This window comes from Pseudomonas corni (assembly GCF_057128765.1).
The window spans coordinates 77,668-91,526 of the sequence record NZ_JBSKHW010000003.1 but is presented as its reverse complement, the minus strand read 5'-3'; the positions used below and the strand labels follow the sequence as shown (position 1 = coordinate 91,526).

Below are 13,859 nucleotides of genomic sequence, written 5' to 3'. Positions count from 1 at the left end.
AGGAGCCGTTATGGACAATATTGTAGTCGCCGATAAATCCACATCCGAAATTTCTGCAAATGCCTGGGGTAACGTACAACTTTCAAAATCAAGCGTTGTGCAAATGCCGGTGTCGCCCAGAGAGGTGGCTACGGTTACTCGCAACGGCCAGGACCTGACGGTCACGCTCAAATCCGGTGAACACATCACCGTGAGCAACTTCTTCAACACTGATCCCAATGGTGTTGGCAGCGACATGGTGTTCCAGGCTGAAGACGGAACCCTTTGGCAAGCGCAGTACAGCCGCGAAGCTTTTGCCGGCTTCACCTTCGAAGAAATCTCCTCCCTTGAATCCTTGCTCGCCGGTGTTGGTGTAGTGGGCAGCGCTACGCCCGAGTTCGCCATTGCCGGATTGGCGCTATTGGGCGCGGGCGGCGCCGCGGCAGCATCTGGCGGTGGTGGTGGCGGTGGTGGTGGTGGTGGTGGCGGTGACGTTAGCCCGCCCACTGCACCGGGCAATGTCACGGTCTCGGCCGATGGGCTGACCGTACGTGGTATCGGCGAAGCCGGGGCCACGATCAATGTGCGCGACACCCGTGGCAATCTGCTCGGATCTACAGTGGTAGGGGCGGATGGCACTTTCACTGTCCCCTTGAATGCGCCACAGCTCAACGGTGCCCCGTTGGTGGTTGACCAGACGGATACCGCGGGTAACGTCTCCCCCGCAACACCGATCACCAGCCCTGATACGACAGCTCCGGCTGGCCCGACCAATCTTGCAGTCGCTGCCGATGGCTCGACCCTCACCGGTACCGGTGAAGCGGGCGACACCGTGACCGTGCGCGATGCAAATGGCAATGTGTTGGGCAGCGCTGTCGTGGGTGCGGACGGTACTTTTACGGTCCCGCTCAGCTCACCTCAAACCAACGGTCAGACGCTTTCTGTCGGCCAGACTGATCCGGCTGGCAACGTCTCGGCACAAGTCCCCGTCACAGCTGCTGACACCACCGCTCCCGCTGGCCCAACCAATCTGGCAGTGGCCGCCGATGGCGCGACCCTTACCGGGAGCGGCGAAGCAGGCGCCACTGTGACCGTACGTGATGCCAACGGCAACGTATTGGGCAGCGCTGTCGTGGGTGCGGACGGTACTTTTACCGTCCCCCTCAGTTCACCGCAAACCAACGGTCAGACGCTTTCTGTCGGCCAGACTGATCCGGCTGGCAACGTCTCGGCACAAGTCCCCGTCACTGCAGCTGACACCACCGCTCCCGATGGCCCAACCAATCTGGCAGTGGCCGCCGATGGCTTGACCCTGACCGGTAGAGGTGAAGCAGGCGACACCGTCACTGTGCGTGATGCCAACGGCAATGTGCTTGGCAGTGCTGTCGTGGCGGCGGACGGTACGTTCTCTGTCCCGCTCAGCACCGCACAAACCAATGGGCAGGTCCTGTCCGTCGGCCAGACCGACCCTGCGGGCAACGCTTCGCCGCAAGTCCCTGTCACCGCAGTCACCGAGGGCGACACCACGCCCCCTGCTGCACCGACCAACCTAGCAGTCGCTGCTGATGGCTCGACCCTCACCGGTAGCGGTGAAGCAGGCGCCACCGTGACCGTGCGTGATGCCAATGGCAACGTATTGGGCAGCGCTGTGGTGGGTGCGGACGGTACTTTTACGGTTCCGCTCAGCACATCGCAAACCAACGGCCAGACACTTTCTGTCGGCCAGACTGACCCGTCTGGAAACGCTTCACCGCAAGCCCCCGTCACGGCTGCCGACAGCACAGCTCCTGCTGGCCCAGGCAATCTGGCAGTCGGCGCCGATGGCCTGACCCTCAGCGGCACCGGTGAAGCAGGCGCCACCGTGACCGTGCGTGACAGCAATGGCAACGTATTAGGCAGCGCTATCGTCGCCGCAGATGGCACGTTTACCGTTCCGCTTGGCACCCCGCAAACCAACGGTGAGACCCTTTCCGTCGGCCAGACCGACGCTGCCGGCAACGCTTCTGCGCAAGTCCCCGTCACCGCCGCCGACACCACAGCCCCCGGCGCACCCGGCGCACTGGTGTTCAACGCCGATGGCACGCAACTGACCGGCACTGCAGAGCCCGGCGCCACCGTGCAAGTGCGCGCGGCAGACGGAACGCTGCTGGGCACTGCGATCGTCGCGGCCGATGGCACGTTCACCCTGACCTTCAGCCCCGCGCAGGACGCGGGACAAAACCTTGCCGTGAGCGCAGTCGACGCTGCCGGTAATGCCTCCGCCGCCAGTGCGGTCACAGCACCGGATGTCGGCACAACGCCCCCGGTCGACACAACCCCTCCAGCGGCCCCGACCGATGTTGCCATCAGTGGCAATGGCGCTCAGCTCAGCGGCCGTGGTGAAGCGGGCGCGACGGTGACCATTCTCGACGCCAGCGGCAATATCCTGGCAACCGGTATCGTCGGCGCTGATGGTCTGTTCAATGTCCCGCTGTCCCCTGCTCAGACCGGCGGCCAGTCGTTGACCGTCACGCTGACAGACGCAGCTGGCAACGTGTCCGATAACGTAGCGGTTTCTGCGCCGGATCTTAGCCAGCCTCTCGCACCGGAAAATCTCGCGGTGTCGATCGACGGCCTGACCCTGACCGGCACCGGTCAACCCGGCCTGCGCATCTTCGTACGCAACGCCTCAGGGCAAGTCATTGGCGTGGGCCGGGTCGAGGCGGACGGCACCTTCGCAGTCACCCTCGATTCGCCGCAAGTCAACGGCGAAGTGCTGGACGTCAACGGGGTCAACGCCAGCGGCAACAGCACGGCAGCTGTGCTGGTGACAGCGCCGGACAGTACCGCACCGGCTCCTGTGACCGATCTGAAGGTCAGCCCAGATGGCGCGACCCTCTCAGGCAAAGGCGAAGCGGGCGATACCGTTACTGTGCGTGACGCCAACGGCAACGTCCTGGCCAGCGGGACGGTTGCAGCCAACGGTACATTTATCATCGCGCTTGCTCCGCCAGTGGCAGAAGGCGTCGTGCTTGCCGTTACCCAGGCGGACGCTGCAGGCAATGCCTCCACCGCCACTGATGTGACCGTGCCAGACGGCAGCGGCCCTGTTGCGCCGGTCAATCCGGTGCTCAGCGCCGACGGCATTCACGTGACCGGCAACGGCACCCCTGGCAACACCATTGAAGTGCGTGATGCCAACGGCAATGTGCTGGGCAGCGTCGTTGTTGCGCCCAATGGCACTTACGACGTGACCCTGACCGCGCCTCAGCTCAACGGGGAACTGCTCGAAGTCGTGGCGGTTGCGCCAAACGGCGCAGAATCGGTGCCGACCCTGTTACCTGCTCCCGACGTCACCGCACCGGACCAACCGATCGCGTTGGCAATAAACCCGAATGGCCTGGTGGTGAGTGGACGGGGTGAGCCCGGTGCCACAGTCACCGTCAAGGATGCACAGGGCAATGTGTTGGGCACCGCGGTTGTGGCGGCCACGGGCAGCTTTGCGGTCACCCTTCCCAACCCGCAGATCGATGGACAATCGCTGCAGGTCACCCTGACCGATGCCGCTGGCAACAGCAGCGCCCCGCTGGCGATCATCGCGCCGGACCTGGACGGTCCACTGCTGCCGAGCAATATCAATGTTGATAGCGCCGGTACGTTGCTGACGGGTAATGGCGAAGCCGGATCCACCATCACCGTCACCGACAGCACGGGTGCCGTGCTCGGTACGGCAGTGGTCGGCGCCAATGGCACGTTCAGCGTCACCCTCAACAGCCCGCAAAACAATGGCCAGACCCTGCAGATCAGTGCAGTCGATGGCACTGGCAATACTGCGCAGGTTCCTTACACGACGAACGACACGCTTGCGCCGGGAGCCGTCACCGGTCTGGCGTTCGATGGGTTGGGCGAAGTGCTCAGCGGTATCGGCGAGCCCGGTGCGACGGTCACCGTTCGTGATGCCAATGGCGTGGTATTGGGCACTGCAGTGGTCAATGGCGACGGCACTTTCAGCGTCGCGCTAGGCACAGCACAAACCAATGCCGAGTCGCTGCAGGTGGTTCAGGCGGATGCGGCGGGCAATATTTCGGTCGCGGTGGTTGCCACGGCGACCGATACCACCCCGCCAGCTGCATTGACCAACCTGTCGATTTCCGCCAACGGCGCCATTGTCAGCGGCAACGGCGAAATCGGCGCGACAGTTAAAGTGGTCAACAGCCAGGGTGTGGTCCTGGGCATCGCCATTGTTGGCGCCAATGGTCACTTCGACGTCAACCTGACGCCTGCCCAAGTCAATGGCGAAGCGCTCAGCGTCAGTCAAACCGACCCTGCGCAAAACACTTCTCCGGTTTCACCACTGGATGCGCCTGACATTCAGGCACCCGATGCGCCGATCATTCTGGTACGTGCTGCTGATGGCATCACCATTACCGGCACCGGTGAAGCGGGCGCCACCGTGACCATCCGTGACGCCAACGGGGTTTCCCTGGGCAGCGCGGTGGCAGCGAGCGACGGCTCATTCTCGATTACCCTTTCCAGCGCTCAGCGCAACGGTCAGCCGCTTGAGATCAGCCAGTCGGACGCTGTAGGCCATGTTTCGGTGGTGGTTGCTTTCAACGCCATTGATAACACGCCACCTTCCACCCCGAGCGGTCTGCAGATCAGCCCTAACGGCGCATCGCTCACCGGTACCGGTGAAGCGGGCAGTACTGTGATCGTGCGCGACGCCAACAATGTCCAACTGGGCACTGCGGTGGTGGCCGTTGACGGGACGTTCTCGGTGTTCCTGAGCCCGCCGCAACTGAACGGGCAACAGCTGAGCGTCAGCGCCACCGACGGCACCAACGCCTCACCCAACGTCAGCTTCCAGGCCCCTGATCTCAGTGCGCCCGCTGCGCCGGGGAATCTGGCGGTCGACGCAACCGGCACCCTGTTGACGGGTACTGCGGAGCCAGGCACCACCGTCACAGTGCGAGACGCTACTGGCAATGTGCTGGGCACCGCGCCGGTTGATATCAACGGCGACTTCAGCGTGCCGCTGAGCACACCACAACTCAACGGGCAAACCGTGTCGCTAGTAGTGACCGACGCCCAAGGCAATGCCTCGCAACCGTTCTCCTACCCCGTGCCGGATGTAACGCCGCCGGTGGCCGTTGCCAACCTGGTGATCAGTCCGGATGGCCACACTGTGTCCGGGACCGGGGAAGCCGGAACTACCGTGACGATCACCCGTGGCGACGGGCTAGTGCTTGGCATCGGACAGATCAACGCCAACGGCGTGTTCGTCGTAGAACTGACCACCAACGCGGTCACTGCGGACACCCTGACCGTCATCTCCACGGACGGCGCTGGTCTGAATTCGACTCCCGTGACCCTGAGCGGGCCCGATGGCACTGGCTTGCCAGCGCCGACCAACCTGGCCCTGTCGGTCGATGGCTTTACCTTGACCGGTGTCGGCGTCGCGGGCACCACTGTTACCGTCGCCGGTACTGGCAACGCTGTCCTGGGATCCGCCCTTGTGGGCAGCGACGGCACATTCTCGGTCATTCTGGGATCGGCCCAGCTCAATGGCCAAATCCTCCACGTTACCGCGTCCAACGGCATCGTCTCCTCTGTGCCGGGCACATTGACGGCCGGTGATACCACCGCGCCGGATGCGCCGACCAATCTGCTGGTCAGCACCGATGGCAGCGCCCTCAGTGGCCGCGGCGAAGCCGGTGCCACCGTGACCGTGAAAAACGCAGCGGGCGCGGTGATCGGCAGCGCAATCGTTGACAGCAACGGCCTGTTCTCGATCGCCTTGTCGCCCTCTCAGCTCAATGCCGAAACCCTGACGGTCCGGCAAACCGACCTGAAGCTGAACGAATCGCAACCGAGCAGCACCATCGCGCCGGATCTGTCATCGCCGCTCGCCCCCACCGGGGTCTCCATCAACGCTGGCGGCACGGTGGTCACAGGCCAAGGCGAGGCTGGCACGACCGTCAACGTGCGCGATGCCTCCGGCAATTTGCTGGCAACCGGCACCGTCGATCCGAGCGGCAACTTCCAGGTCACCCTGCCAAACCCTCAACTGACTGGCGCACCCCTGCAAGTGCAACTGGTGGACGGCGCCAACCATCTTTCTCCGATCACCAGCGTCGCAACGCTGGACCGCACACCGCCAGCGGCAGTGACTGATCTGACCATTACCGGCGACGGCGTGACCCTGGCAGGTCATGGCGAAGCTGGCGCAACGGTCAACGTGCGGGACGCCAACGGCGTGTTGCTGGGCACCGCCGTGGTCGGCACTACCGGTTTGTTCAGCGTCACGCTGTCGCCGGTGCCAAACAACGGGCAGACCCTTGAAGTCACCCAGACCGATCCGAGCGGCAACGTGTCGGCGGCGGGCAGCATTCTCGCGCCGGACATCACCCCGCCAGCGGCCTTGACCGATGTGGTGATCAACGCCGACGGCCTGACGGTTACCGGTCACGGCGAACCCGGCGCCACGGTTTTCGTGCGCAGCGCGGGGGGCCTGGTGCTGGGCAGCGGACTGGTGAACGGCAGTGGCTCGTTCAGCCTGACGCTCAACAGCATTCAAAACAACGCGCAAATTCTGACCGTCAACCAGGAAGATCCACCGGGCAACGAAGGCGCTGCGGTCAATGTCACCGCGCCGGACTTCGTAGCACCCGTTGATCCAAGCAATCTGAGCCTGAACGCCAGCGGCTTGCAATTGACTGGTCTGGGCGAAGCCCGCAGCACCGTCACGGTTTCCGATGCACAAGGTCGTGTGTTGGGCACAGCGGTTGTGGCGGACAACGGCACGTTCCAGGTGACACTCAATGCACCACAACTCAACAGCCAAGTGCTCAGCGTCAAGGCTGCCGATGCGGCGGGCAATCTGTCGGCAGCGGTTCCTTATACAGCCGCTGACCTGACCGCCCCTGTACCGGTCAGCAATCTGGCCGTAGCCCCGAATGGCGCCACCCTCACCGGCTTGGGTGAAGCCGGAGCCACCGTCAGCGTGACCAACGCTTTGGGTGTTGTCATCGGCACCGGCACCGTTGCCAGCAACGGCACTTTCAGCGTGACGCTTGCTCCCGGCGTCACTGCCGGTGACGCGCTGAACGTGGTTCAGACCGACGCAGCGCTCAACGTTTCGCCTGCGACTTCGGTCACAGCGCCTGGCATCCTGGCGCCGAGCGCACCGACTGGCCTGGTACTCAGTGCTGACGGCCTGACCGTGACCGGCACCGCAGGCGCTGGCACTCTCGTCACCGTGCGCAGCCTTAACGGCGTGCAACTGGGCACCGCGCTGGCAGGCGTCGACGGCACGTTCAGCGTGACCCTGAGCACCGCGCAGATCAACGGCGAAACGCTGTCGGTCAGTGCATCGAGCAGCGATGGCCTCAACTCGCTGCCGACCCAGATCGTGGCCAATGACACGTCGCCTCCTGCGCCGATCACCGACTACCATTTGGCGGCGAACGGCATCACCCTCACCGGTCGTGGCGAGGCCGGGGCGACTGTCTCGGTTGCAGGTCAGGGCGGTGTAGTGCTGGGTACCGCGTTGGTTGCAGCTGACGGCACCTTCACGGTGGCCCTCAACCCTGCGCAGACAGCGGGCCAGGTGCTGAGCCTTGATCAGACCGATGCCAAGGGCAACGAATCGATTGCGGTCAACCTGACTGCGCCGGATCTCGTCGGACCCCTCGCTGCTGCTGGCGTCAGCGTCAGCGCCAGCGGCCTGGTCGTCTCGGGTACTGGCGAAGCCGGTGCGACAGTGACGGTCAAGGATGTATCAGGTCTGGTGCTCGGCACTGGCGTGGTTCAAGTAGATGGGACCTTCCAGGTCAATCTGCTGAGCCCGCAGGCCAACGGCGAAAAACTGTCCGTAACCCTGACCGATGCCAGCGGCAACGTCTCGCCTGCTGTGCAGACCTCCATCGACACCACCGCACCGCTGGTATTGACCGGCGTGGCCATCGCAGGCGACGGCGCGACCATTACCGGTCGTGGCGAAGCCGGTGCGACTGTCATTGTGCGCAACAGCGCGGGCACTTCCATTGGCAGCGTTATCGTCGGTGACACCGGCGCCTTCACGCTGGTACTGGCCGTCCCACTGAAAAACGCCGAAGCGATCACTGTCACTCAGACCGACCCTTCGCTCAACGTATCGCCAAGCATCGGCCTCACTGCACCGGACCTCACGCCACCGGCTCCATTGGCTGGCGTGGCGATCAACAACGCGGGCGTGGTAGTGACAGGCACCGGCGAGCCCGGCGCAACCGTGACCGTGCGTGATCCAGGTGGAGTGGTGATCGGTACCACGTTGGTGCTCGGAAACGGCAGCTTCAGCGTTACGCTGACCACACCACAGATCAATAGCCAGATTCTGCAGGTTCAGCAGGCCGATCCTCCTGGCAACGTCAGCACGTCAGTCCCGGTCACTGCGCCGGATCTGACCCCACCTGGCGTGCCAGTGGACCTGTTCATCAGCAATGACGGCCTGACAGTGACCGGCACCGGGGAAGCCGGCACCACCGTGAGCATCACGCCACTGGGCGGGACGTCCGTGGGCACCGGCACGGTCGGCGCTGACGGCCATTTCTCCATCACATTGACCGCCGCGCAACTCAACGGCCAGACCTTGCTCGTGGTGCTGACCGACACGGCCAACAACACATCGGCAGCAGGGACCCTGCCCGCGCCAGACACCACACCGCCTGCGCCAGTGGTATTGACCCCGATCACGCCGATCGACGCGACGGGCAGCATTGTCACCGGTACCGGCGAGCCGGGTGCCAGGTTGGTGATCACTAATAATCTTGGGGACACCGTCGGCACCGGCCTGGTCGCCAGCGACGGCAGCTTCCGTGTCGAACTGACCACGCCGCAAAGAAACGGCGAAACCCTGACGGTCATTCAACAAGACCCGACTGGCAATCCGTCAACCGGCGTAACCCTCATCGCGCCTGATACCACCGCACCTGCGGCGCCGACCATCCTCTCGTTGAGCGCCAACGGCGTGACGCTGAGCGGTACCGGTGAAGCGGGCGCAACCGTACACGTCTACAGCAGCGCCATCCCGCCCGTGCAACTGGGTCAGGTGCTGGTGGCTGGCGACGGTACGTTCAGCGTCACATTGAGCCCGGCGCAGCTGAACGGCCAGGTACTCAATGTCGTCCAGGAAGATGGCGCCGGTAACGGCTCCGCCAATCTGAGCTACACCGTTCCGGACGTTCAGGCCCCTACCCTCGCGACCGGTCTGACCCTCAGCTCCAACGGGCTGGTGGTCGAAGGCAACGGTGAGATCGGCGCCAGCGTCAAAGTGCTCAGCGGCACCACGGTAATCGGCACCGCAACGGTTGGCGCCGATGGCCACTTCAGCGCCACCCTGGGTACTGCACAACTCAATGGCGGGCAACTGGGTGTCACGCTGACCGATGCCAAGGGCAACGTACTCGCTACACCGGCTACGTTGTTGGTACCGGATGTCACTGCGCCGGACGTGCCAACGGTCACAGCCGTGACCGCCAACACGGTGACCGGGACTGCCGAAGCGGGCAGCTTTGTCACGGTATTCGCAGGTGGTGTCAGCGTAGGAACCACCCAGGCCAACGGGACCGGCAATTATGTGGTCACGCTGACCACGCCGCAAAACGCCGGCCAACCCTTGACCGTTGTCGCCAGGGATGCGGCGAACAACACCTCCGCACCGTTGAGCTTCAATGCCCACGACGGCACTGCACCGGATGCCGTCACGCTGCTGACGATCAGTGCCAACTACACCCAACTGGCAGGCCACGGCGAAGCAGGCGCTACCGTGTCCATCCGCTCGGGAGTCACGGTGCTGGGCAACGCGCTGGTCGATGCCAACGGAAACTTCACGTTCACCTTTGCGACCCCCGTCGCCCCATTGACGGTGCTGAGCGTGATCCAGACCGACGTTGCGGGCAACGTTTCATTGCCGGCGCCGTTTACCGCACCTCTGACCCCTCCTCCCGCTGCACCTGGCGCTGTGCTTTCAGCCGACGGTCTGACCGTCACCGGTACAGCCGCCGTTGGCAGCACGGTCACTGTGTACGGCAGCAATGGACTGCCACTGAGTACCGGCATCGCTGTGAATGGCAGCTACACGATTGTGCTGCCGACCGCGCAGACCAACGGTGAAACCCTGCAAGTCACCGCCACCACGGCGCTGGGCGGTAGCTCCGTACCCACCACGGTAGTGGCGCTGGACACCACACCGCCTGCGGCGCTGCTCAATCCGGTCATCAACGCCACGGGCACTTTGGTGACCGGCACCGGGGAAGTCGGCGCACTGGTCACCATCAAATCGGCGGCAGGTCTGGTGCTGGGGACCACCAACGTGACGACCAGTGGCACCTTCAGCGTGACCCTTGATCCGCCACAAGCCAACGGCCAAGTGCTGACGGCGGTGCAGACTGACCGCGCAGGTGCAGGTCTGGATTCACCGGCAACGCCTATCAACGCGCCGGACATCACCCCGCCATTGGTCGCGACCAATCTGGCGCTGAACGGGACCGGCCTGCAACTGAGCGGAGCTGGCGAAATCGGCGCAGCGGTGACGGTACGCGACGGCGCGGGCAATGTGCTCGGCACTGGCACGGTCGGTGCCGCCGGCACCTTCAACATCACCCTGTCGGCTGCTCAGCTCAACGGCGGCACCCTCAACGTCACGCTGACGGACGGGGCGAACAACACCTCCCTGCCCGTCTCGCTTAACGTACTGGACACCACCGCACCCAACGCGCCGGGCAATCTGGCACTGAGCAACGACGGCCTGCAACTGAGCGGTACTGGCGAAGCGGGTGCCCGAGTCGTCGTCACTGACAACCTGGGTAATCCGCTGGGCAATGCGCTAGTGGGCGCCAACGGTGTCTTCACCGTGCAACTCACCGCGGCTCAACTCAACGGCGAAACCCTCACCGTGCGCCAGACCGACGCCGCCACCAACGTCTCGGCACCTGGAACGCTCGTCGTTGCCGACATCACCGCGCCATTGATCGCCAGCAATCTGAGTGTGGCTGCCAATGGCACCACCGTCAGCGGACAGGGCGAAGCGGGCACCACCGCGAAAGTGTATGGCGCCAGCGGCGAATTGTTGGGCAGCGCACTGGTGGGCAGCAACGGCCAGTTCACCGTGACGTTGAGCACCGCTCAGGCCGATGGCCAGGCGTTGACGGTGCGTCTGAATGACGGCTCCAACAACGTTTCGCCTTCTTTGGGGATCACCGCGCCGGACATCACTGCGCCCGTCGCACCCGCGACAGGCGTCGTCAATGCCAGCGGCACATTGGTCACGGGGACGGGCATCGTCGGGGATCAGATCGTCGTGCGCAGCGCCAACGGCACCTTGCTGGGCAGCGCTATCGTGGCGGCCAACGGGACCTACTCGGTCACGATACCCGCGCAAATCAATAACGAGGTGTTGAGCATCACCCAACTCGACGCCACGCTGAACGTGTCGGCACCGATCAATGCCACTGCGCCAGACCTGACGCCACCGCCTGCTGCGGGTGCGCTTCTGGTTAGTGCAGATGGCTTGACCCTGACCGGTAACGCGGAAGCGGGCTCGATCGTCACCGTCACTAACGCCGCCGGGACCACCATCGGTACCGGCACGGCTGCGGCCAACGGCACGTTCACCCTCACTCTGAACAGCGCGCAGATCAACGGCGAGGTGTTGAAAGTCACGCTCGCTGACATCAAGGGCAACGTCTCGCCGAGCACCAACGTCACGGCGCCAGACATCGACGTCAATCTGCCGGTCATCGCCAGCGACAATCTGGCGACGGCCACCGTGACCCTCACACCGGCGACAACGGTGCGCAATTACGCGGACAGCTTCCTCACCGTTCTGGGCCTGGGCACGCAAACCAAGGCGTTTGCCTTCACGGTCAACAGCGGCGAGACGGCTCACTCCACCCTGACGCTGACCACGGGCAACATTCTGGAATTGGCATCCAACGGGACCTATACGCTGCAAGTCAAGGATGCGACGGGCGCCTGGGTGACGATCGGTGTGGCGGGGAATGGTTCGCCAATCAATCTGGCCCTGCTCGGTGGCACTGGTCTGGTGGTCGATATGGGCACCTTGATCGCTGGCGATTACCGTCTGGTTGCCAGCACTGCGTCGCTAACCCTGTTGCAGGTCGTCAACTCCAACCTGCACATGGACGTCACCAGCCTGACCCAGTTCAACGGGGTCGCGGGTGCGGCTGTTACCGGCAACGTGATCACGGACATCGGCACGGACGGCACGCGCGACATCACCGGTCCCGACAACGGCGCGGTGTTGCAAGTGCTCAAAGCGGGCGCGTTCGTCAACGCTTCGGCGGGCACGACTGTGCAGGGGCTTTACGGCACGCTGACGATCGACGGCCAGGGCAATTACAGCTACACGCCAAACGGCAACGCAGCCAGCGTCGGCAAGGTCGATGTCTTCACTTACCAACTGGTACACGGCAACGGGCTCAGCGATTCCGCCACGCTGTATGTGCGCATCGATAGCCCGCAAGCAGTGGAAGTCTGGAATAACACCAATCTGGCAGCGCCAGCGGTGGTGGTGGATGCCACCAATGACGTGGCGACCACCAATGTCACGCTGGTTCATCCGGTGACCCACGATGTGTCGACATTGGGCACCGCCGGTGCGGTGCTGGGTTCTATCTCCGGCGCCTACAGCTTCAATGTGGCGGCCAATACCGTCAGCGACCTGACCCTGACCGTGCAGCCCGTCAGCCTGCTGAACCTGCTGCCGACGTTGACTCTGGCGCTCTACAAACTCGACACCACCACCGGCAGCTATGTGTTGGTCAAGAGTTGGGCCGGTGGAACGCTACTGACTTTGGGTGGCGGCACCTACGGCGTGACCGTCGAAGATCAGACACCAGGCACCTACCGGGTCAACGTTTCCGTCACCGGTGTTGCGCTGTTGAACACCGTGACGGTCGGCCTGATCAACGATGCCACCGTGACCAACCAGAACGTGATCGGCAGCAGCACGCCGGTGTCCGGCAACCTGTTCACCGACACCGCAGGCGCAGGGCCTGATGTATTGGGGTCGTCCCTTACCTCACTGGCGGTATTGGCATCGGGCGCCTACGTGTTGCCGGGCTACAACGGCACCAGTGTGGTCGGCACCTACGGCACCCTGTTGGTCAAGGCTGACGGCAGCTACACCTACGCGCTCAAGGCCGGTCTGACCGACGCAGCCGTAGGCCATGCCGATACCTTCACTTACCAACTGACCCATCCGAACGGCACCACCGACACGGCGACGCTGACCATCGACCTGCATCAGGCCGGCACCAGCGCGGTTGCCAGTGTGGCGGCGTTCAGCCTGGTCGATGACAGCGCCACAACAGCAGCACTCACCACTCAGGAGGCGGTCAACAATCACGTCGTGATTCAGGGCAGCGACGGTAACGACACGCTGAACGTTGATCACGCGGGTGGCGCCATCACCCTCAACGGCGGGGCGGGCAACGACACGCTAATCATCACCGATCAGCACTTCGCCTCGGTCGACGGCGGCACGGGCACCGACACCCTGCTGTGGGCAGGCGGCGATGCGTCCATTGACCTCGGGAATTTGCAGGCCCGCCTGCACAACATCGAAGTCATCGACCTCAACGCGACCAGCGCAGTGAAGCTCACGCTGAATCTGTCGGACCTGGTCGCAATCACCGAGGCCGACCACAGCACGTTGCTGATCAAGGGTACGCAGCAGGACAGCGTACACATGACCGGCGAGTGGTCTGCCGATGGCACGCACCTGGCCGCCGGACTGGAATACACCCAATACACACCTCAGGAGGACCCGACCCACCATCTTTGGGTACAGAACGGCGTGCAGGTGGTTTAAGCCACGCGCCAGCAGCAGAAAACAACCA

The 13,859-nt window shown here is 63.8% G+C and carries 1 protein-coding gene; it reads left to right on the top strand.

What is annotated here, in order from left to right; translation table 11 throughout:
- Positions 1–10 precede the first annotated feature (10 nt).
- Positions 11–13,831: a BapA/Bap/LapF family large adhesin gene (locus ACWKV9_RS07515; protein ID WP_483835461.1), complete on the top strand. Its 13,821-nt coding sequence runs from the start codon at positions 11–13 to the stop codon at positions 13,829–13,831.
- Positions 13,832–13,859 lie beyond the last annotated feature (28 nt).

What these genes read in the sequence shown, in the direction of transcription:
- ACWKV9_RS07515 (WP_483835461.1), top strand. Translation starts at nt 11, where the DNA reads ATGGACAATATTGTAGTCGCCGATAAATCCACATCCGAAATTTCTGCA.